The organism is Legionella waltersii, from assembly GCF_001468085.1.
In the GTDB taxonomy this organism is placed as follows: domain Bacteria; phylum Pseudomonadota; class Gammaproteobacteria; order Legionellales; family Legionellaceae; genus Legionella; species Legionella waltersii.
Window position 1 is genome coordinate 130,175 of record NZ_LNZB01000041.1, and the last position, 23,945, is coordinate 154,119.

The following is a 23,945-nucleotide window of genomic DNA, read 5'->3' on the forward strand; positions in this document are numbered from 1 at the left end:
CAGCAGGGAGTGAGTTGGTCTGCTTGCTGACGCGCGCGGTTCGGTTTCTTTTTTGCTGTTTGAATCAAATCCTAGTCACAGCAGGGAGTGAACCGAGCCGCGCGCGTCAGCAAGCGGATACGGAACTACCCACTTTCACGAATGACGCTTCTAAGGCAGTGCCATTAGGCGACGCACCGGACCAACGCTTACTGACCATCAAAGAAGAGATTTGTTGGGGCACTATAATTTGAGTCGATTGCTCAGAGAACTTCCCCATCTCTTCCTAGGGGCGTCCATCCACTTCTTTTCTCATTTGCTGGTGGGCCACAATACTGGAGTCACTTATTTACTTAAAACAGGGGAAATGGTCTGCAAAAGTGACTTAAACACTTTAGGGGTACCTGCAACAACATCGCCTAGGCTTAGAAACTCTTCACCCCCTTGAGCATCGCTTATTAGCCCCCCAGCCTCTCTAATAATGAGAGCACCGGCAGCGATATCCCAAGGTCTAAGTCCAAGTTCCCAAAAACCGTCAATTCTACCACTCGCCACATAAGCAAGGTCTAAAGCGGCTGAACCAGTTCTGCGTACCCCGGCGCACTTTCCAAAGAGTGCTTCAAACGTGGGTAAATAACGCTGTGCTAATTGAACGCTTTTAAAATGAAAGCCTGTTGCTAATAAGGAATCAGATAATTGAGTTTGTTTGGAGACACGAATTCTTCGATCATTTAAACGTGCTCCACGTCCACGGCTAGCTGCGAAACATTCATGTCGAATCGGATCATAAATTACACCATGTTCTAGTCTGTTTTTTACTTTTAGTGCAATGGATACCGAGAAAAAAGGAAATCCGTGGATATAATTCGATGTGCCATCCAAAGGATCAATAATCCAAACTGAATCACTTTCGTCATTTTGAGTGCCGCTTTCCTCTGCAAGGATTCCATGTTGAGGGTAAGCTTTATGAATCGTACTGATAATGGCTTGCTCTGCCTTTATATCCACCTCACTAAAAAATTCAAGGCTGTTTTTGGGAGTAATCTTTAATCGGTCAATTTGATCGACATAGCGATTAATAATTTCACCAGCTTGCCGGGCAGCACTGACAGCAATATTAAGAAGTGGTTCCATGGATATACTCTTTAGCAACAAAATCATCAATTCTAACACAATCAGGACTTACGCAAAACCCCAATTCTTCGTTAAAAATAGATTTCAATTCGGTCATTCAGTGCATCTAAACTCCCTCATTGAAATATAATTTTGCCTCGATCTAGGGGGTTACGTAAGCCCTGATAATTTTTATTAAGCACACAACAGTCATTAATAGTATGTTAAAATGGACCATTATTTGTATTTGAATCCAACATTATGAATTTAGAATCTATCCGTATTGTTCTAGTTGCCACGTCTCACCCCGGTAATATTGGTTCTACAGCAAGAGCCATGAAGACTATGGGGCTTAACAAACTTTATCTTGTTACCCCAAAATCCTTTCCGGATCTGAGGGCCAAGGAAATGGCTGCTGGGGCTGATGATTTGTTGGAATCAGCCGTAGTAACAAGTTCCTTAGATGAGGCATTAGCAGGGTGCCAGCTAATCTTAGGTACTAGTGCTAGGCCAAGAGGGCTTTCATTGCCAGGGTTGCTCCCCAAGGATTGTGCGCAACTCATTAGCCAACAAACACAAAGTACACAAGTTGCTATTGTATTTGGAAGAGAGCATGCAGGTCTTACTAATGAAGAATTATTAAAGTGCCATTACCATATTAATATACCCAGCAACCCAGAATACAGTTCGTTAAATTTAGCTCAGGCAGTCCAGATCATTGCTTATGAATTAAGAATGAAATTATTGGCTCCAAGTGCCGAAGTCTCGTTAAGGAATGAAGAGTTAGCTACAGCAGATGAAATAGAACAGTTCTATGCGCATTTACAACAGGTATTTATAGACATTCAATTTTTAAAGTTAGCGAATCCTCGACGTTTAATGCAAAGAGTACGTCGATTATTTAATCGCATGATACTGGAAAAAATGGAAGTAAGTATACTTAGAGGCATGCTTAGCCAAGTGCAAAAATCATTGCATTGGGCACGTGACGGTAAAAGGAGCAATAGTTGAGTAGCAAGTCCATCTATTTTGATTACATGGCAACTACCCCAGTTGATCCGCGAGTCATCAAAGAAATGCTGAAATATCTTGGTCCAGACGGAGTATATGGTAATCCTGCTTCAGTCACTCATGACTATGGCAAAGAGGCCGCGAAGGCGGTGGAGAATGCACGCTCTCAAATTGCTGAAGTACTTCATGCTTCACCTCGCGAGCTGGTGTTTACTTCAGGCGCGACTGAAGCTGATAATTTGGCAATTATTGGTGCTGCTCGTTTTTATAAAAATAAAGGTAAGCATCTAATATCCATGAGCACTGAGCATAAAGCAGTCTTGGATAGTTTTCATTACTTAGAAAAAGAAGGTTTTGAAGTTACATACCTACAGCCTGACTCAAAAGGCATACTGGATATAAAATCTTTAGAGCAAGCACTTCGAAAAGACACTATTTTAGTGTCTGTTATGCATGTGAATAATGAAATAGGTGTTATACAAGACATTGAAACTATAGCTGACTTATTGCGCAATAAAGGAATTGTATTTCATGTTGATGCAGCACAAAGTGCAGGAAAGTTAGAGATAAACTTGGAGAAGACGCCAGTTCACCTTATGTCTTTTTCTGCACATAAGTTATATGGGCCTAAGGGTGTTGGAGCTTTATTTGTGAGGAATAAACCTAGAATAAGATTACAAGCTCTCACTCATGGAGGTGGTCATGAGGGTGGCTTGCGTTCAGGAACTTTACCGACACATCAAATTGTGGGAATGGGGGAGGCTTTCGCTTTAGCTGACCTTGAACGACTCAGTGAACAAGAAAGAATACTGTCTTATCGAAAACGGATATGGGAAGCGATTCAACAGATACCAAATGTTCGGTTGAATGGTCATGAGCAACAGAGAGTTGCTGGTAATCTTAATATTAGTTTTACTGGCTTGGATGGAGATGCAATTCTATTGGCGTTGCATCAGCTGGCTATTTCAACCTCTTCGGCATGCACGTCGGCTAGTATCCAACCATCTTATGTGCTGAGAGCAATTGGTTTAAGTGAACAGGAGGCCCAAAGTTCAATTCGGTTATCTCTGGGGCGTTTTACAACAGAAGCCCAGGTAGAAGAAGCTATAGCAATTATTTGCACACAAATTAAACGCTTACAAACGATTTCACCACTGACATGATGTATAATGATATTGTACAGGATTGTTTTTTTAATCCACTCCATGTTGGGACATTGGATTTAAAGAACCCATTTGTTGTTGGTTTGCAGAGAGAGCAACTAGGCCAACAAAACTGCGTCAGTTTTTTTGTGCAATGCTCCGCTAAAGGTGTGATTTTACAAGCGAGTTTTAAGTGCAATGGTAATCCATACATGATAGCAGCGCTGGAATGGATATGCAGACAATCAGAAGGAAAGCAGTTGGATGGCATTTCAAAATTTAGCCATGATGAGCTAATTAAACTCTTTGAAATACCTACTAAGTATTATCCGGCTGCGATTTATATAGAAGGTATATGTAAAGAAATTCAAAATTTAATGATGAAAAAATTGTGGGGTAAGAGCAATGAGTGTAGAAGTTCAAGAAGCTAATTCAATTGAATCAAATATTACCTTTAGTGATACAGCTGTTAAACATATCGTGTCTTATCTATCTAAAAGTAAAGAATACCAAGGTATACGATTATCGGTTAAAAAAACGGGCTGTTCTGGCATGTCCTACGTTGTTGACTATGTATCGTTGCCTAAAGATGGAGATATCAATTCTCCTTTAACAGGTGAGTATCGAGTTTATGTTGATAAACTTAGTTATCCCTTCATAAAAAATATGCATGTTGATTATGTGAAACAAGGATTAAACTATAAATTTATTTTTAATAATCCCAATCAAACCGGTCAATGTGGTTGTGGCGAAAGTTTTACTGTAGAGGAACGGTAATCATCGGATAATGAATACTTGTTTGTCTATGGCAGAGACATCATCATCTCGACTGTGTCCAACAGAGCCTTGATGGAGGCAAATTCGTTATCAGGGGTTGTAACCGTCCTATAAAATAAACCTTGATTATGCTTTTGACTACACCAAGGTTGCTATTAATGCTGACTACTATCGGATTAACTCTTATTATACCCATTAAACACTATATCCAGCTAATTCTGTTGAAAATCAGGTCATGTAAGAGCATGCAGTCGATACCGAGCTAAAAATAAACAGACAACAGTAAAAAAAATCAAAAAAATGATGTAAATATTTTTACATTCCTAACCAAAATGATACAATAATCCCTTAATATTTCCTTAAGAAATGAATATCATTGAAACAATGTTTACACTCTTTGTGATATTTGATATTATATCGGTCATGGTGATGGCCAAAAAAGATGTTGTTGGGTAAAAATATATCCATTAATTTGTATTGTAGGAGATTAAAATGAATGCAGTAATGCAACAGGTAGTTCAAGGTACGGATGCACTTACACACCAAGTTATTAGTGCAGTTAAAGGTTATTTAACAAACGTAAGCGGTGGTAAGGATGCTAATCTAAACCTATATCAACTTATTGTTGAAGAAGTTGAAGCACCTCTATTCCGAACTGTTATGGAATTGACGCGTTATAATCAATCAAAAGCTGCTCGGGTTTTAGGTGTAAGCCGTGGTACATTGCGCACTAAGTTGAAACGTTATTTTGATGATGAATTTATTGGAACAAGAGATTTCTAATAAAACTGATTGCAGTAATGATCAAATTTTGCAGTATTCCTGTAAATATTGTAACTATTCAACTCAATTGCTCAATATTAATCTGAGCCGTGGTTGTAAGTGAGCGGAACTTTTGATAGACACGTAGTATTCGTGTACACCCTAAACTGTTCCACTCCCTAATGCCCATGGCTCCGATTGTTAAGGGCTGTGATTACTAAATAGTTCTTAATCTTGTGGCCTTAGCCCGTCCATTCTGCTAATATTGAATGCAGAGTTGGTCAGGCAATCGCTCTTTGTCTTAGGATAAGGGGAGGAAAGTCCGGGCTCCATAGGGTAGAGTGCCAGGTAACTCCTGGGAGGTGTGAACCTACGGAAAGTGCCACAGAAAATATACCGCTATTTGCGTAGTCATGCTGACTTGTTCAGAATGATCATGCAAAAGTAAGGGTGAAATGGTGCGGTAAGAGCGCACCGCGCGATTGGTAACAATCGTGGCAGGGAAAACCCCGCTCGGAGCAAGACCAAATAGGGATCCACGTGACCAATGGTCATAGCGTATGACCCATACGGGATTCGGGTAGGTCGCTTGAGACATACGGTGACGTATGTCCTAGATGAATGATTGTCCTCGACAGAACCCGGCTTATCGACCAACTCCTTTATTTTACTCGCTTAATTGCATGCGAAGTCTTTCATTAATGTTCTCTGGGCTTGCCTTACCTTTGGTTTGCTTCATAACCTGACCTACAAAAAAGGCCAATAGTTTTTCTTTGCCAGCTTTATACTCCGCAACTTGCTCAGGATGCTGACTTATAATGCGTTGAATTATTCCATCAAGCTCTGAGTCGTTCTGGTTTTGTTGATAACCCTCTCGTTTTAAAATTGCATCAACATCCTTTTCACCTTTCCAAAGAAATGGAAAAACAATCTTGGCTATGCTTGAGCTCATTGTATTATCACTAATTTTATCGAAGAATTTTGCCATTGTTTGAGGCTCAATCGGTGAATCATCAAAACTCAAATTTGCCTCATTTAAATTTGCTGAAAATTGTCCTTTGAGCCAATTTATCATTAATTTATCAGGGGCATTACTGTGTTCTTTAACGCGTTTATAAAAATGGTAGGCATCTGGGAAAGAGAGGAGAAATAAGATATCCTCTTCGTTTAGGGCGGGAACAGACTTTAATTCATTGTGTATTTCATCTGGCAACGCAGGCATCTTGTCTCTAATAATTTCAATTTGTTCTTTAGTAATATGAATCGGCAACAAATCAGGATCAGGAAAATAACGATAGTCATTTTCGTTTTCTTTGCTTCTCATGGAGTGGGTTGTGTTGGTGTCTGGATTATACAGCCGTGTTTCCTGGGTGACTTGCTTTCCACTCTCAAGAAGATCTTGTTGCCTTGCCTGCTCATAAGAAATGGCTTTTTCTATAAATCGAAATGAATTGAGATTTTTTAGTTCGACTCTCGTACCTAGTTTTGCAGAGTTTTTTGGTTTAATGGATAAATTCACATCACAACGAAATGATCCTTCTTGCATATTCCCATCGCATATTCCTAAAAAACGCACAAGCTGATGGAGGGATTTCAGATAGCCGATGGCTTCTTCTATGGAGTATAAACAGGGTGTTGTTACAATCTCGAGTAATGGGGTTCCCGCTCTATTTAAATCAATACTTGAAAACTGGGAGTGATTATCATGAATAGATTTCCCCGCATCCTCTTCTAAATGTGCTCTTAGGATATCAACTCGTTTTTTTTCAGCATTTGAACCTAAATGGATATTAAGGTAGCCATTACTTACGATTGGTTTTTGATACTGGCTGATTTGATACCCTTTGGGTAAATCAGGATAAAAATAATTTTTTCTTTCAAATACAGACAGGTCATTAATTTCTGCATGAATTGCAAGTCCAAATTGGATTGCCATCGTTATGGCATTTTGGTTTAGCACAGGAAGAACACCTGGCAATCCAGCATCAATATAGCTTGTTTGTGAGTTGGGGGATGCTCCAAATGCGGTAGAACTGCCTGAAAACAGTTTTGACTTGGTTTTTAATTGTGCATGTACCTCTAGGCCAATAACAGTATCCCAATCCATAAATCACCTGTGTTGTTCGGGGCTTAATTGATGCCAATTCGTGTGTTGTTGATAAAGATGTGCGATTGACAATAACTGTGCTTCGCTAAAATGTTTACCCATGAGTTGCATGCCAATTGGCAACTGGTTCTCATCAAATCCGGCGGGGATGGAGACTGCGGGTAAACCTGCTAAATTAACAGCTACTGTAAACACATCCGCTAAATAGTTTTGAATCGGATCATCTATTTTTTCGCCGATTTTAAAAGCGGTCGTAGGTGTTGTTGGTCCTAAAATCACATCAACTGAACTGAGAGCTGATAGTAGTTCTTTTTGAATTAAATGCCGAATTTTTTGTGCTTGCAAATAATAAGCATCAAAATAGCCTGATGAAAGTACGTGTGTGCCAGTTAGAATACGCCTTTTTACCTCAGCACCAAAACCTTCACTTCGAGAGGCGGTAATGAGTTCAATTAAATTAGATTGCTTTTTACTACGGTGTCCAAAGCGAATTCCATCGTAACGTGAAAGGTTAGAGGATGCTTCCGCACAGGCTACTACATAATAGCAAGGAACCCAAAGAGCTTGTAACTTTAAATCGATTTCAATGATTTCAGCACCAAGGCTTTCAAATAATTTTACAGCTTCGTGAATACTCTTTTGTACCGATTTATCAACTTCTGGTTGAAAAAAGCAAGAAGGAAGGCCAATACGTAGTTTTGATGGCAATGAGTTAAGTTGATTCACGTAATCAGGTACTGCATTTTTTGCAGAGGTTGAATCCTTTGGGTCAAATCCTGACATGCATTGAAGTATAAGTGCTAAATCCTCAGCAGACCTAGCAAAAGGTCCTGCTTGATCTAAGCTTGAGGCATATGCAACCATGCCATAACGTGAGACTAGGCCATAAGTAGGCTTTATTCCACTTATTCCACAAAAAGCAGCTGGTTGACGGATAGATCCACCTGTATCGGAGCCTATTGCAAAAGGAACAATCTCAGCAGCTACGGCTGCTGCTGAACCGCCGGATGAACCACCAGGGACTCTTTGTTTATCCCAAGGGTTTTTTACTGGGCCATAATAACTGTTTTCATTGGATGATCCCATAGCAAATTCATCCATATTGGTCTTTCCTAAAGCAATTGCGCCATGATTTTTTAATTGGGTTACTATTGTGGCCTCATAGGGGGCTTGAAAATTGGATAACATTTTTGATGCACAAGTTGTGTTGAGGCGTTTAGTGCAGAATAAATCCTTTATAGCCATAGGAATACCGGTAAGTGGTTTGCCTAGGTTTTTGTTAAGTATCTCATCTGCGGATTTTGCTTCAGCAAGTGCATTTTCTTCATCGACACTAATAAAAGCATTTAAATCACTGTGTTTCTGAATTTGATTGATGCAGTGCTTAGTTAATTCTAGACTAGATACTTTACGCTGTTGTAAAGCTTTTGCAAGTTGAATAAGTGACGAAAATTGCATAATTATTTTTCCGTTGTGATGACCTTGGGAACTAAGTACATTTGGTCCTCAAACATTGGTGCAAGCGCTTCTAATTCGGCAATGCACTCCTTCTCAGTAATTGCATCCTCTCTAAGCCTTTGGTGAAGAGAAAGAGGATGAAATAAAGGAGATACATCCTTCGTGTTTACTGATTTAAGCTGATCAACGAAATCCATAATCGCACTAATTTCTTCCGTCAGTTTTTCAGTGTGGGATGGATCTTCTTCTAAGTAAGCTAGCTTTGCAATTTGTTGAAGTTCTAAGGCAGAGAGGGTCATAGAATTTATCCAATTTTTAGTAGCAATATTATAGCGATATTGTACAAAAAGAGGAATACATTAGATGAGTTCCTCCATCGTTATCTCGTTATTCTCAGTAAACTTCTTAAGTATGTGCTTTAACGATTCAGCGATTTTATCTTTGCATTCTGTTGTAACTGCACCATTTATGGAGAATGTAGGTTCACCAAATTGGTTTCTTGAAAAATAAATCCAAAGTGTGTGGATGCCAATAGGCCTTTCAAGGCAACCAAAATGGCTCGGATAGTTGTACTTCAAATTAGCAATAGTGTTTGATGGTATCTCTTTATTAAAGAAACTGGTGGTCATCGTGATCACTACTTTCAAACCTTCAACATTGATAAGCGGTAGTTTCCAATTTAACCATTTATTGAGTGTTTGTTTGAAATGTATTGACTTGGTATTTGCAAGCATTGCATTGTAGGTATGGATATATTCATTGATGACTTTTTTTGACAGTTTGGACTTCTTAAATCGATTGTATAATCTTAGTCGATTCATTGTTTCAAGCAAAAGCATGGAATAGGACGATTTATCACTCTTTAGCCCTTTGTCTTTTATTGAATGCAAACAGGATTGGTAAGGAGCAGTTTCATTCAATTGTTTCTCAAATTCATTAATGCATTCCCTTAAACTTTGATTTTTATTGATTCGTATATTTAGTCTTTTGTACTCGGCAAATAAGCCAACCACTGTTTGGTATTTAGAATACTCTCTTCCATTATGAATCAGATTGAAGGCAATGTTGCTTTTATTGCTGACAGCACTCAGCGCCATTAATGAAGCTGCTGTTAATCCAGAACTTATATTGAGGTTTTGTGCGCTATGCCAATGAATAACACTATCAATTATCTCTTGATCCAATGCGTAGTGGAACTGGTGTTGTGATTCACCAGAGGGATCTGGTAAATGATATTTTCTAGCAAAACGGAGTAACGAAAAGTCTTTATTGTATCTTTTCCAAAAGACTTCTTTATCTTTGAGTCTTTTTTCATAACGAGCATTTCGCAGTCTAACGTAATCAAAAAAGTAATTGGGTATTGAATCGCTTATGAGTTTTTGATTTTGGCATAGCGTTTCATAGGCTCTCTTAAATTGCTCAAACACCATATCCACAGAATGGCCATCAACGATAATATGCGGAATAACAATGTGTAGTTCATGTAAATCATTATTAATTCTGTACAGAAATACTTTAATCAGTGGAGACTCTTGTAATGGGATGAATTTATGGATGTTGGATGAAAATACACCATTCAGTGCTGTAGCATCCCCAACTAACGATAAATCTTCGAAGTAGATATTAAATTTGCCATCTTTTTTGATGGTTTGAATAGGAATTTCAGGATCAAAGTGAATCCAAAATGCTGGGTTTTGTTTTACCACATGATCAAAAGCTAAATGCACAAAGTCTTTATTTAGTTTACCAACAAGCTGTACTTGAGTTCCAAGATTATAGGCATACCTGACTTTGCTTAATCCCCAAAATCCAAATTGTGAGTCTGTTAGTGCAATCGCCTCATTGTCAGATAGTGTTGCAGGTATGTTAACTTGCGATAGAAAAATGAGGTCTATATCTTTTGCGATTTGCTGCGCAATTTTCACTAGAGTTGGTGTATTAATAAAGTACTCAATGGGTAGACTTAGAGTCGGACATTGCATGATATCCTGTAAACGAGCTCTTATATCCATGGCCATTAATGAGTCTAGACCCTTAGAGTATAAATCATCTTCAAAATGAAGATCATTAGCGGAGCTCATTCCTAAGACTTGGGCAACAATGTTTCTTAACGTTTGGCTTAATAAGGCAATACGTTTTTCAACATTGAGTTGATTTAGAAGATTGATTAATGGTTCAGTAGCAGGTGGTTCTTGAACAAATAAATCAGCTAGAGCAAGGGCTGGCTTAGAATGCTTGGAATATAATCCCCAGTTCAGCGGCAACGGTGATAGTTGTGTCTCATTGGAGCTAATAAGCTGATCAAGGATTTCAATGTCTTGATGATTTAAGGGGATGAATCCATAACTTTTTAAATTAGAAGATAGGTTTCTAGTCATTCCTATTCCATCAAATGGCCCCCAATTAATGGATAGGGCAGGTAATCCCTGATGGTGTCTAAGGTGTGCAAGGCCATCTAAAAATCCATTTGCAGCACTATAGTTTGCTTGTCCCTTAGGGCCTAACAAGGAAGCTGATGAGGAAAAAAGGACGAATTGATCCAGTAGTAGATTTTTTGTTAATTGATGAAGAATAAGGGCACTTTCCATTTTTGACTGCAGTACCTTCTGCATTGCCTCATTATTAATAGTAGCAATCAGACCATCATGAATAATACCTGCCAGATGAAAAACACCTTTTAATGGGTGAGGGCTAGCTTGAATGTCTTGTATTATTTTGTTCATCTTTTGATATTGACTGACATCCACTTGATAGTGCTTATGTTGAACAGGTTCTTTAATTTCTTCTAAAATGCTGTCAGGACATTCATGGCGGCTAAGGGTTACAATATGCTGTGCACCACGAGTAATTAGATAGCGAATTAATAATTTCGCAATCCCACCAGAGCCTCCAGTTATGAGGTATGTTGCATTATTATCAAGACTTAGTTTTGACTCGATCACGCGAGGAGGCAGGGTCTTTTTCTTTAGCCTCGGGAAATAAATTCTATCGCGTAAGGCGAGAAGTGATTCTTTATTATCAACATTGAATATGCAGCTGAAAATAGGCTTTAAATGATTGTTAGAACCAATGTCGATGTTGTAGTTGGTGCTTAAACCTAATTCATTGTAGAAGCTTTTCCAGAATGAGCTTGCCATTGTATGGTATGGATTAACGACATCTTCTTCTTGAACGTCATAGGCATTCTCTGTGATTAAAATAAAATGTTCTGGTTTTTGTAAAAAACACCTTTGAAAGCAAGAGAGCAACAAGTCCATTTGATCTTGTTGAAAGAAAAAAATTAAGCTTCTTTGCTCAAAGGTATCTATCTGATTGACATTACTTATCAATTGATAGGAAACGTCTTTCAGTGACGTTTGGGCTTTGTCAGGCTCTGATGAAATGACTAAAAGCTTTGGAAGCTTCTTAGAGGGTTGTATATTCCAGTTATAAGGGATCCACTCAGTGAAGTACAAGTTTTCTAATGGCCTGGTGTTGTTCTGTCCCAGTGAATTAAGTTGAAACCCTTCAATTTGGCTAACTAGGTTACCAGTGTGATTATAGAGTTTAATATCAAGACTAAGTTCTTTTGGGTTTTCTATCCCTGAATTCACTATCATTTGTGTTAATAATGGGGGAAGCTCATTTAATTGAAGTTCATTACTCAGCTTAGGTTGTGGCCAAAATCGTTTTCTATCAAAAGCATAATTTGGAAGTTGTACTTTAAGATAGGTCTCGCCATTATTTTGAAAATAAATGGAGAAATCGGGCAACTTACCTTTGAGGTAGTCAATGGTAAGCTCTTGTAGTATAGGGTCATCAATAAGGACATTGCCTTGTTTAACTGTATCTGGAGTGTAGAACTCTCTCTTGCTGAGCAGTTGACTGGCCTGTGAAGAGTCTTTAGCAACTACAGCTATTCGATAATTATAGTGTTCTCTACAGCTTGCTGCTGTATAACAAATATCAGCAAAGTCATCCGTTGTCGTTTGCAGAAAAGCAATGTATTTTTCGATTAGTCGCTGTAAACTTTCTTCACTGGCGGCAGATAAAAATAAAACCCCATTTCTATCGTGCCTTGTTGGACTGGTTTGTTGATCTTGATTGTATTCTTGGACAATCATATGGGCATTTGTTCCGCTAAACCCAAATGCATTAATTCCAGCGGTTCTGTTTTTCGCAGTCGATGTCCATTCTATGTTCTCAGTAGCTATTCTGGTTTCTTCAAGATGAATATTAGGGTTTAATTTGTTGAAATTGATTTGCTTAAAAATGGTATGCTTTTTTAATCCCAGGACTGTTTTTATAACCGCTGCTACACCCGCAGCACTTTCTAGGTGGCCAATATTCGATTTTACTGTCCCAATATAAAGTGGATTATTTTTGTTGCGTTGTTTTCCGTACACTTGATTTACAGCTTGAACTTCTATGGGATCACCAAGAGGGGTTCCAGTTCCATGAGCTTCAATATAACTGATGTCCCCAGGAGTTAGTTTGGACAAAGCCAATACTCTTTTCATAACATCTTCTTGGCTTGTTCCACTAGGAACAGTAAGACCAGACGTTCTGCCATCATTATTCACAGCCGAACCTTTGATTACACCTAAGATATTATCCTTGTCTTTTATTGCATCAGAAAACCTTTTTAAGAAAACGACACCACAGCCTTCTCCTCTGGCATAACCATCTGCACGTTCATCAAAGGTTTTACATAATCCGTCTGGAGCTAGAGCTCTTGCCTTGCAAAGCGTAACGTTCGACTCAGGCAATAATAAAATATTAACACCGCCAGCTAAGGCATAATCAATTTCCTTATTTCTGAGACTTTGGCACGCATAATGGATGGCAACTAGGGATGAGGAACAGGCAGTGTCCACGCTAAGTGATGGCCCTTTTAAGTCAAAAACATAAGCAACACGGCCAGGTATTAAATTAAGTACATTCCCAGTAATTGAGTAAGCACTGAGTTCTAAGTCAGAAAAACCAGACTTTTCAAGCATCGCATAGTATTCGTTGGGTCCAACACCAGCATAAACACCGGTTAAGCTGCCTTGCATGGACTTAATAGGATAATTGGCGTTTTCTAATGCTTTATAGCAACACTCTAGAAACAATCGTTGTTGTGGCTCAATAAATTGTGCTTCTCGTGGACTAATACCAAAAAAATTGGCGTCAAATTTATCAATGTTATCAACCAACCCGAGCTTATTCACATAAGACTTCCTCGGAGCATCCATATTGGAGTCATAATATTTGCTATTGTCCCAACGCTCTGGAGGGATGTCTTTTATACCACTCAGACCCTTTTCAATTAAATGCTCAAATGAAGCAACATCAGGTGCATTTGGGAATGAACAACTCATGCCGATAATGGCTATGGAATCATCGACAGGTTTATTTGATAAATTATTATCTTGTTTGTAGATTAAATGTTGATCAAGTTCCTCTTTAATAAATTGCGACAATTTATTAATGGTTGGGTGGTTAAATCCAATTGTAACTTGGATTTTCAATATGGGATCTACTCTTTTTTTAATCTCCGAAGCCAGTTCGGTAATCATTAATGAGTCGAATCCCAAATCAAAGAAACCCTCGTCCCCATTAATTTCTTCTGTATCTGGCATATCTAGAATGGATTTACAAATATCTGTTAATAGCTGTTTACACTCATCAAGATGCTTGCTTTCAGACAGATTTAGGTATTCACTTAACCATGGGGACAAATCATGGTGAATAATTTTATCCGTTGATGATAGGTCTTGCAGTAATTGTTCATGAAACGCTGGTAGGGGTTTAGGGACAAAATCCAGCATGAATTTCAGATAATCAGGAGAAATCACCGCCTCATGGGTATACTCCCCGTTGATTAATACCTTAATCAACGCGTGACCTTGGGCATTACTAATTAATGCTTTCTTTAGATCTTGGTTACGAGATCGTTTGCTGGCCATACCTACTTCACCCCAAGGACCCCATTGGATGGCTGTTCCTGGGAGCCCTAAACGAATACGCTCTGCAATTAAAGCGTCCAAGAAACTATTTGTTGCTCCATAGATTGATTCTTTATTGCTGCCGAATACAGAGGAAATCGATGAATAGACAACAAAGAAATCTAGATCACAGTCTTTAGTAAACTCATGTAAATACCAACCACCTTGTACTTTGGCAGAGTAGAGGTAATCAACGTCATCAGTTTTATGCTCTACCAGAGAGGTTTTAATTGCTGCCCCCGCTGCATGAATAACCCCACGTAGTAGATCATCCGAATTAATCTGTTTAATTGCTTCTTTTAATTGTTTTTTATCGGCTACATCGACACTAAGTGCTTGAATTTTTGCTGTAGGGTATAGTGATTGCAAGCCTTTAACAGCCTCTTTGGAAGATTGTTTATTGCTATGTCTGGAAATTAAAACCAGATCTCGTGCTCCTGAGGACAGTAACGCTTGGGCAGTAATTAATCCTAAGCCTCCAAGTCCTCCTGTGATGAGATACCGGCCAGTAATTCCGTGAAAATAGCGTTTATGATCAGCAATTACTTGTTTTTTTAAGCGAGGGACCAATCGCTTTTTATTGCGGTAGGCAACTAAATGTTCATATTTATGGCTATGGTTATGGTGTATTTCATCAATCACCCATTGAGCCGAATCAATGATTTCATGATTATCAACATCGATGGCAATGGAGTTGAATTGTGGTAATTCGAGTATTAAAGTCTTGAAAAATCCAATGATAGGGCTACTAGCAATATTAATAGCATCACCAGATAATTCAGGAATTGCGTTCGAAGTGATGACAATAAGCTGTAACTCGATCTTTTCGTCATCTAATTGTTTAACAAGAGTTAAAAATTGTTTAAGAATTCTCTTTTGTTCATTGATATTGTAATCAATATCTGCTTGGGGGAACGATTGAAATCCAGGTGCAAAAATAATTCCACTAAGGTTGCTTAGGCTGTGATTATCATTCTCTGAAGTCATTGTGAGGCCATGAGCTCTAAGGGCAGACTCTAGATCATCAGGACCAATGTAAAGCCAGCGATTTCCTTGAATTTTAGTATTTGATTTATCAATTGCTGAGGCTAACCAATCTGTTTTAAAACCCCATTCCTTCGGTATGAGTGTGTCTTTAATTTTAAATCCATCCCCATACCAATGTTCTGTTTTGTCAAATGGGTATAAGGGCAAGGTGATTTTATTAAACGAGGTTTTAAGTGATTTAAAATAGGAGTTCCATTCAATCTTATAACCGTTCAAATAGGCTTTTTGCAAGGCTTCAAGTGAATCCCAATCAAGATTCTGATCAATTTCCTTATTGATGGAGCTAATTGTATATTGCTTATCTTGAATTTTCTGCGATGCCTCCTGCGCGCTTGCAGCAATAATGGCTGTGCGGTACTGAAAATGGTTGCGGCAAGTTGCTGCGGTATAGCAGATGTCAGCGAAATGATTCGATGTATTGATTAAATAGTCGTTATAACTAGCAATTAGACTGTTCAACGCGGTAGTACTTTTGGCAGATAAGACTAAAATACACTCTTTGGGAAGTGTACGCTCTGTTTGCCTTTTAGTTGGGGTTTCTTGGATGATGATATGCGCGTTAGCGCCACTGAATCCAAATGAACTGACTCCTGCTGTTCTTAATCCATCCTTTTTTTCCCATCCAAAACTCTCTAATGGAATTACAGTGTTTTTTAATTCAATAGCTGGATTTAAACGCTTGAAATTAAGATGTTTAAAGAGGGTATTCGATTGAATACTTAAAATCGTTTTGATGACACTTGCTACTCCAGAGGCACTTTCACTGTGTCCAATATTAGTCTTAACTGAGCTAACGTACAAAGGATGTTGGTTCGAGTGTGATTCCGCGAAAATTTTAACTAGAGTATTGAGTTCAATGGGATCGGCTAATGGTGTTCCGGTTCCATGCGCTTCGATAAAATCGATATCTTTAGGGGCAAGATGGGCCTTTGCAAGTGCACTCAGAATAACCTCTTCTTGAGAAGTTCCATTGGGAACAGTGAAGCCACCGCTTTTGCCATCACTATTGATCGATGTTCCTTTAATCACTGCAAGTACTGTATCATTGTCTTTAATAGCTGTGCTCAAGCGTTTGAGAACTACAACACCGCATCCTTCACTGCGGCCATAACCGTCAGCGTCTTCACTGAATGTTTTACAGCGGCTATCGGGCGATAGCATACGCGCTTTGGAAAGAGTAATGTTTGAATCAGGGGTAAGAATAATATTCACCCCACCAGCTAATGCCATATTGCAATCACCTGATTGCAAACTCAGACATGCATTATGAATCGCAGTCATTGATGAAGAACAAGCGGTATCTATGGCTTGAATTGGTCCGTGGAAGTCAAAAGAATAAGCTACTCGGCCTGCCAGCGCATTAAGCACATTACCCGTGGCGAAAAATATGTTCAAATCTTCTAATGTTACGCCCTGATAAGCAAGGACTCTGGGGTATTCATTTGTGCCTACTCCAACAAACACGCCAGTGACAGTGTCTTTTACTGCATCTAAAGGTAGATTCGCATGCTCTAGAGCATGATAGCTATTTTCCATAAATACACGAAGCTGTGGTGACATCAGCTTCGCTTCTCTCGGACTAATGTTAAAGAATTCTGCATCAAATCGAGATACATCATTGATAAATCCTAGTTGCTTGATGTACAACTTCCCGAGTGCATTAGGATCAGGATCGTAATATTTTTCATTATCCCAGCGATCAAGTGGAATATCGGTCATTCCAGTTTCACCGTTTTTGAGCAAACTCAAAAACTCATCAATATTGCTGGCTTTAGGAAAGCGGCAGCTCATGCCAATAATTGCAATAGGTTCAGGGTTAAGAACAGTAATGGTGGGCTGGCGAGTCACGTTAATGGGAATCAGCAGTTGTTGAATATAACGTGACAATTTGTCAATTGTTAAATAGCGCATGCTGGTTAGAGAGGGGATTTCAAGGACAGCGTCGAATAATTCTTTTAGATCACGATCCATTTGTTCTAAATGAGCGGTGGTAAATCCTAATGCTTCAAGATCTAGATCATCATTTAATTCACTTTTATTGATAATGGTACTGAGCATGGATTTGATTTTTGCTTTGATAGTAATAAGTTGCTCTTCTTTCGCTAAGGGGTATATAGAACAAATCCATTGAAGAGAGTCACTACTGGATCTTATTTCATGCCAATGGGGTTTTCTATCAAACGAGTACTGAGGTACTTCAACTTTATTGAATGAAACGTTATGAAGTACTGTGCTAACGTCATAGCCATTCAAGTAAGCTTGTTGAATGGAGTGAGGATTCTCTGAAATAGAGATTTTTTCTTCATGAATTGATACTTTGCTAATCTGGAAATGGTTGCTTTCGATGATCCTTATTAACTCAGTTTTATTTTGAACAACAAACGCACAACGAAATTTCATATGGTCTTTGCAAACCATCAAAGTCGTGCAAATATCTTTAAGGCTGGCTTTGGTATTTTTTAAAAACTCCAGGTACTGGAATAACATTGACTTTAGAGACGGTTCACTATTCGCAGATAGAACAAAGCATTGTGGTAGGTCTTCATCTGGCTTTTGTGAAGAAATCTCCTGACGTGGTGCTTCCTCGAGAATAGCTGCTACATTTGTTCCAGTGAAGCTAAAATTAGAGACTTGCACAATTCGCTTTTTAACGTTCGATTTCTTAAAGTCAATGGTTTCAGTTGGAATTTCAGCAGGAATTTGTTCAGGATGAATCTCTTCATTTGGAGTTGAGTAATGTAGGTTAGCTGGAATTTTCTCTTGTTTTAGCGCGCATGTGGCTTTAATGAGAGAAGCAAGTCCTGATGAAGAGATCGTGTGCCCTATATTGCTTTTGACAGCTCCGACCACTAGGGGCTTATTCTTATGATGCCCTTTATGAACGGCTCCAATTGCATTAAATTCAATTGGATCTCCAACAATAGTCCCCGTACCATGGGCTTCGATGTAGTCAATATCACTGGGAGCTAGATTCGCTTGTTTAAGTGCGGTTTCATGCATATCTATTTGAGCGTCTATGCTAGGAGCTGCAAGTCCAGTCCCATCACCATTTTGGTTCATTACCATGCTTTTAATGACGGCGTGAATGGTGTCTTTGTCTTTTAAAGCATCGCTAAGCCGTTTAACAATGACAACAGCACATCCTTCACTACGGACGAAGCCGTCCGCGTTTTTATCAAAGCTACTGCATTGTCCTTTCGCAGATAACATACTGGCTTTGGTCAGACCAATAAAGCTCTCAGGGCAAAGGCTTAAATGAACTCCTCCTACAATAGCCATGTTGCATTCGTATGTTCTAAGTGCTGATACGGCGAGAAAAAGGGCTGAGAATGAGGAGGAACAAGCTGTATCAATGGCCATGCTTGGGCCTTTCAAATTTAGAAAGTGGCAGAGCCTACCAGCAGCCGCACTATTTGCTATTCCAATAGGGGTGTATGCTGTAAATTTGATGTGATCTTTATAATTAAGTTGGCTGTATTCATACGTTGATATTCCGCAATAAACACCAGTAATGGAGTCTTTTAAGCTGCGCATAGGAATATTGGCATGATTTAATGCATGCATAGATACTTCCAGAAAGATTCGCTGTTGCGGATCCATTTGCTTGGCTTCAGCCGATGAAATTTTAAAAAAGGGTGCATCAAATAGTTCAGGGGCAGTTAAAAAACCTCCTTTTCGAGTGATGAACTTGTCGTTTTTCTTTCTATCTGGATCGTAGTATTCTTCGAGATTCCATCTTTCTTTGGGCATATCCTTAATGGGGGTTTGCTTATTGATAAGCATTTGGTAAAAAGCGTTTACATCCTCTATATCCGAGTCTAATCCGGGGAATTGACAGCCCATGCCAATGATGGCAATTGGTTCGTTTGAACTGTCATGGGAAGTTTGTTTTAGTTCGTTTTTCATCCCTACCATCTTATTCCATAATAAATTGAATCTATTCTACATTTTCAGATCCTACCATGAAAGTGAAATCTCATTGCAGATGATTAATTTTACAGTAAAATGAATATCGCCCATTTAAATCAATCTAAGAGTATAAGACTTATGTTACAACAATTTAAAACTCAAGGTGGAATTCAAGTTGAGTTTTCAGAGCAAGTTCTCGATTACAATCAAGGTATTGAAAATCTTTTGGATCAACTCAATAGTCAAAGAGGGGCTTTATTTGCTTCAAGTTTTGAATACCCTGGACGTTATACCTGTTGGGACATCGGGTTTTATAATCCACCACTAGCAATAGTATGTAAGCAAAATTTGATTGAGTTGCAAGCGCTAAACCAGAGAGGTATGGTCATTCTTAGCTTTCTTCAATCATCAATTGATAATCATGACGCATGGGATGTCTTAGTTAGATCAGATAAATCAATTCAACTTCAAGTTAAATCAACAACACAAGTTTTTAGTGAAGAAGAGCGAAGTCGCCAACCTTCAGTATTTAGCGTGATTCGACTTCTACTTTCATTGTTTAAATCGAATGAGGATTCCTATTTAGGAATATACGGTGCATTTGGTTTTGATTTAATTTATCAATTTGAGCAATTGGAGCAACATAAATCAAGAGATTCTGAGCAACGCGATATGGTTCTGTATTTGCCGGATGAGCTGTATGTTGTGAACCATCGAAAGGAAGAGGCGTTTATTCGAAGGTATGATTTTCAATTTCAAGGTCGATCAACACAAACCTTGCCAAGGGATGGCGTATATTCACCCTATCAAGCTGAACGTAAACCAGCTAAAGCAGCTGATCATGCGTTAGGTGAGTATGCACAAGTAGTCAATAAAGCAAAGAAAAAATTTGCTTGTGGGGATTTATTCGAGGTAGTACCTAGTCAAACTTTTTATACTCATTATAAAGACACGCCTTCATTATTGTATCGAAAAATGAGAGAGCTCAATCCATCACCTTATGGATTTTTTATTAATTTAGGTGACGCTGAATATTTAGTTGGTGCTTCACCAGAGATGTATGTTCGTGTTCAGGGTACTCGAGTTGAAACCTGCCCAATCTCAGGAACTATCAAACGTGGTGCAAATGCCATTGAGGATGCTCAAAATGTGCAAACCTTATTAGAGTCTAAAAAGGAAGAGTCCGAACTAACAATGTGTACGGATGTTGATAGGAATGATAAATCTCGAGTTTGTGAGGCTGGAAGTGTACAGGTCATTGGGCGTCGACAAATCGAAATGTACTCGCGAGTAATCCATACAGTCGATCATGTAGAAGGGTATCTAAGAGAGGAATTTGATGCGGTAGATGCGTTTTTAACCCATATGTGGGTTGTAACCGTTACTGGAGCACCTAAAATTTGGGCGATGAATTTTATAGAGGAGCATGAGAAATCCCCTCGAAAATGGTATGGAGGTGCAGTAGGCTGGTTTGGGTTCGATGGCAACTTAAATACTGGACTTGTATTGAGAACTGTACGTTTAATGAAAGGTGTTGCTGAAGTTCGAGTTGGCGCAACTTTATTGTATGACTCCATTCCAGAGGCTGAAGAGGAAGAAACTCGTCTTAAGGCCTCTGCGTTTTTAGATATCTTACAAAACCCCGATTTGCCTACGAATAAAAAAGATCAGGCAATGGTGAAGACTGGATTAAATAAAAAAGTACTGTTGATTGATCACCAAGATTCGTTTGTGCATACCCTCGCGAACTACCTGCGACAAACAGGGGCAGAAGTGATGACAGTACGCTACGATCATGCTGCTTCTTATCTTAAAGAAAGACTCTTTGATTTGGTGGTTTTGTCGCCTGGGCCAGGAAAACCAAAAGACTTTAAATTATCCAGTACTATTGATTTAATTCTTTCTAAAGAAACTCCTATTTTCGGCGTTTGTCTGGGATTGCAGGGATTGGTTGAATATTTTGGTGGACAGTTGAATGTATTGGACTATCCTATGCACGGTAAGCCCTCTATGATTAGCGTAGTTGCTGAAGATGGTTTATTCTCAGGTCTAGGGAGTACTTTCAAAGCAGGAAGATACCACTCGCTTTATGCGCAACAGGACAAAGTACCGAAGGAATTATTAATCACTGCCATGAGCGAGGATGGGGTAGTAATGGCTGTTTCACATAAAGAGCTGCCTATTTATGCGGTTCAATTTCACCCCGAAACAATTTTGACTTTATCAAATCAAACTGGATTAAAAATAATCTCAAATTTAATGACCTTAGTGAGCTAAAATGGGTAGAAAAATACTGATTTTATACTTTGTGTCTGTGTTACTCGGTTTATGCACGGGGGTATTGGCTTCATTGTTTCAATTAACCATTGAGAAGTTCGATCAGGGATTGGCATGGTTTTATAATTTGTTGAGCCATTATGAATTGCCGGTTGGACTTATCTCTGCCTTAATCTCTATGAGCATGTTATTCATTGCTTGGTTTTTAGTTAAGAACTTTGCTCCTGAAGCAGCAGGTAGCGGTGTCCAAGAAATTGAAGGTACTCTCTTGCATGAACGACCGATTTTTTGGAAACGATTATTGCCCGTTAAATTTATCGGGGGCGTTCTGGCAATATCTGCCAAAATGGTTATGGGTAGGGAAGGGCCTACCATTCAAATGGGCGGAAACTTAGGTCAAATGTTTGGAGTCTGGTTTGGGTTAAATCGTCATCGGCGTGATACTCTAATTGCTGCAGGTTCAGCTGCTGGTCTAGCTGCAGCATTTAATGCTCCATTAGCAGGGGTGTTGTTTGTCATGGAGGAAATGAGAAATCAATTTAACTATTCTTTTACCAACTTTAAAATGGTTATTATCTGTTGTGTGTTTTCAACCATTGCACTGCAATTGATTGTAGGCTCCCAGCCTGCGATACAGATGGAAGTTTTTCCTTTGCCAAGTTTGTCTTCCTTATCCTTGTTCTTTATATTCGGGATCTTGATAGGTTTTGTTGGGTGGGTATTCAATGTAGTGCTGATGCGAACTTTATCACTGCTCGATGGAATGAGGCCAGATCATAAAAAATACTATATTTTAGCAGTTGGCCTATTGGTTGGTTTTTTAGCCTATATTTATCCTACTGTTGTAGGCAGCGGTTATGGCATTATCAGCCAAGCCCTGGTTATGTCGCCAGCAATAAATGTATTGTGTGTTTTACTGTTTTTTCGATTTATCACTACCATGCTTTCTTATTCTACGGGAGTCCCGGGGGGGATTTTTGCGCCTCTCCTAGCCTTAGGAACTTTATTAGGTTTGGCCTTCTTTCATTTAGCGCAATGGTTAAGCATGGATTATTCAATTCATCCAGGAATGTTTGCTGTCGCAGGAATGGGGGCTTTATTCGCCGCTGCAGTTAGATCACCCATTACCGGAGTCGTGCTGGTTGTCGAAATGACTCAAAACTATTCCTTAATTTTACCGTTGATGATCACATGCATTACAGCAACTACAGTTGTGCAACTAGCACATAATGATCCAATTTACACGCAATTATTGAGAAGAACTTTGTATTTAGGCAGAACAGTTTTGCCCAAGTCTTGAGAAAATGACTCAAAAAAACTAAGGGATACGTACAATGATTTTTCCAAAATGCTGTCCTGCGATCATTTTTTGCTGTGCCAATGCAATCTGATTAAAGCTAAATATGGAGTCTATGTGAGGTTTGAGTACACCTGACTCTAGATGCTGGTACCAATTTACATGGGCAAGTCTCCATAGTCTTGCTTTTTCTCGAAGGCTTTGTGAACGCAGAACGAAGCCATTAATCTGTAATCGTTTTTGCATCAATAGGAGAAGATTGCATTCGACTTTGTGCCCTTTCATACAAGCAATTTGAATCAGTTTTCCATTTGGTTTGAGTAACTGCAGATGTTTGCTAAAATAATCCCCACCAATAAAATCAACAATTAAATCAATCTTGTTGATCCCAATTTCAGCAAAGAAATCTTGTTTTGTGTGGTTAATGACCAGATCAGCCCCAAGCTTTTGGGAAGTAATTAATTTATCACTGGTACCTACTGTAGTGATTACCTCAGCATGACTAAGTTTCGCCATTTGAATGCCCAAGGAAGCTATTCCGCTGCCTGCCCCATGAATAAGTAATGATTGACCAGCCTTTAATTGGCCAAGATCGTACAGCGTGGCATACACCGTTGTTAATGCTTCAGGTATACCAGCTGCGGTTTCATAATCTAAATTGGGTGGAATATGTTGTAATAGTTCTTCATTAACAACACATTGTTCTGCATAGGCGCCACTACCCACTAGACCATATACTCTATCGCCAGTTTTAAAGCGAGTTACCTGTGAACCAACGGCCAGTACATCTCCAGACAGTTCTAAACCAGGTATCTCTGATTCTCCATCAGGTGGTGGATATTTACCAAAACGTTGGAGGATATCCGCACGATTAAGTGCAGTAGCACGAACTTTCACTAACACTTCATACTCGTTAAATTTAGGCTCTGCCCCATCACAAATTGTTAACTTAGCTTTTTCTCCTGGGTTTTTAATTAAGATATAGCGCAAGATAAAGTCCTTTCTTGAATGATGGCCAATATTGAATATTTATAATATATTATAATATCACTGATTCACCTATTTGCTTTAATTCATTAACCATTGAGGTAAGGTAA

At 39.0% G+C, this 23,945-nt stretch carries 13 protein-coding genes and 1 other RNA gene; 8 read left to right on the top strand and 6 right to left on the bottom strand.

Annotation, left to right across the window (positions count from 1 at the left end; translation table 11 throughout):
- Positions 1-324: 324 nt before the first annotated feature.
- Entirely contained in the window at positions 325-1,113 is a 789-nt protein-coding gene (locus Lwal_RS09235; protein WP_058480514.1) for an inositol monophosphatase family protein, read from the bottom strand.
- Positions 1,114-1,353: 240 nt separating this feature from the next.
- On the opposite strand from Lwal_RS09235, the gene trmJ reads away from it, so the two are divergent.
- From trmJ to rnpB, 6 genes are all read left to right on the top strand, one after another.
- Entirely contained in the window at positions 1,354-2,103 is a 750-nt protein-coding gene (trmJ, locus tag Lwal_RS09240) for a tRNA (cytosine(32)/uridine(32)-2'-O)-methyltransferase TrmJ (protein ID WP_058480515.1), read from the top strand.
- On the top strand, positions 2,100-3,266 hold the full coding sequence (locus tag Lwal_RS09245; protein WP_083500075.1) for an IscS subfamily cysteine desulfurase: 1,167 nt from the start codon (positions 2,100-2,102) through the stop codon (positions 3,264-3,266). Before trmJ ends, Lwal_RS09245 begins: the two co-directional genes overlap by 4 nt.
- Positions 3,263-3,676 carry an iron-sulfur cluster assembly scaffold protein gene (locus tag Lwal_RS09250; RefSeq protein WP_058480516.1) on the top strand — a complete coding sequence of 138 codons (414 nt, stop codon included), beginning with the start codon at positions 3,263-3,265 and terminating at the stop codon, positions 3,674-3,676. The genes Lwal_RS09245 and Lwal_RS09250 overlap by 4 nt, the downstream gene beginning before the upstream one ends.
- The gene (locus tag Lwal_RS09255; RefSeq protein ID WP_058480517.1) at positions 3,651-4,022 is read left to right on the top strand and encodes a HesB/IscA family protein; all 372 of its coding nucleotides are present in this window, start codon (positions 3,651-3,653) and stop codon (positions 4,020-4,022) included. Before Lwal_RS09250 ends, Lwal_RS09255 begins: the two co-directional genes overlap by 26 nt.
- A gap of 492 nt (positions 4,023-4,514) precedes the next feature.
- Positions 4,515-4,805 (top strand): helix-turn-helix domain-containing protein, encoded by a 291-nt coding sequence (locus tag Lwal_RS09260; RefSeq protein ID WP_058480518.1) that lies wholly within the window; start codon positions 4,515-4,517, stop codon positions 4,803-4,805.
- A 252-nt stretch (positions 4,806-5,057) separates the two neighbouring features.
- Positions 5,058-5,449, top strand: an RNA gene (gene rnpB / locus Lwal_RS09540) — RNase P RNA component class A.
- Between the two features lie 2 nt (positions 5,450-5,451).
- On the opposite strand, the gene gatB is transcribed toward rnpB, so the two are convergent.
- Genes gatB through Lwal_RS09280 form a run of 4 tightly spaced genes read right to left on the bottom strand, consistent with a single transcriptional unit; the run spans position 5,452 to position 19,271 of the window.
- Positions 5,452-6,891, bottom strand: coding sequence for an Asp-tRNA(Asn)/Glu-tRNA(Gln) amidotransferase subunit GatB (gene gatB / locus Lwal_RS09265; protein ID WP_058480519.1), 1,440 nt, complete (start codon positions 6,889-6,891; stop codon positions 5,452-5,454).
- Positions 6,892-6,894: 3 nt separating this feature from the next.
- Positions 6,895-8,349: an Asp-tRNA(Asn)/Glu-tRNA(Gln) amidotransferase subunit GatA gene (gene gatA, locus Lwal_RS09270; RefSeq protein WP_058480520.1), complete on the bottom strand. Its 1,455-nt coding sequence runs from the start codon at positions 8,347-8,349 to the stop codon at positions 6,895-6,897.
- Between the two features lie 2 nt (positions 8,350-8,351).
- Complete coding sequence (gene gatC / locus Lwal_RS09275; RefSeq protein ID WP_058480521.1) at positions 8,352-8,648, bottom strand: Asp-tRNA(Asn)/Glu-tRNA(Gln) amidotransferase subunit GatC; 297 nt, start codon at positions 8,646-8,648, stop codon at positions 8,352-8,354.
- Between the two features lie 60 nt (positions 8,649-8,708).
- Entirely contained in the window at positions 8,709-19,271 is a 10,563-nt protein-coding gene (locus Lwal_RS09280) for an SDR family NAD(P)-dependent oxidoreductase (protein ID WP_058480577.1), read from the bottom strand.
- Positions 19,272-19,412: 141 nt separating this feature from the next.
- Here Lwal_RS09280 and Lwal_RS09285 point away from each other — a divergent pair, with 141 nt between their 5' ends.
- The gene (locus Lwal_RS09285) at positions 19,413-21,551 is read left to right on the top strand and encodes an anthranilate synthase component I (protein ID WP_058480522.1); all 2,139 of its coding nucleotides are present in this window, start codon (positions 19,413-19,415) and stop codon (positions 21,549-21,551) included.
- Position 21,552: 1 nt separating this feature from the next.
- Positions 21,553-22,851, top strand: coding sequence for a H(+)/Cl(-) exchange transporter ClcA (clcA, locus tag Lwal_RS09290; protein ID WP_058480523.1), 1,299 nt, complete (start codon positions 21,553-21,555; stop codon positions 22,849-22,851).
- Positions 22,852-22,869: 18 nt separating this feature from the next.
- On the opposite strand, the gene Lwal_RS09295 is transcribed toward clcA, so the two are convergent.
- Positions 22,870-23,838, bottom strand: a complete 969-nt coding sequence (locus Lwal_RS09295) for an NAD(P)H-quinone oxidoreductase (RefSeq protein ID WP_058480524.1) — start codon at positions 23,836-23,838, stop codon at positions 22,870-22,872.
- Positions 23,839-23,945: the final 107 nt, after the last annotated feature.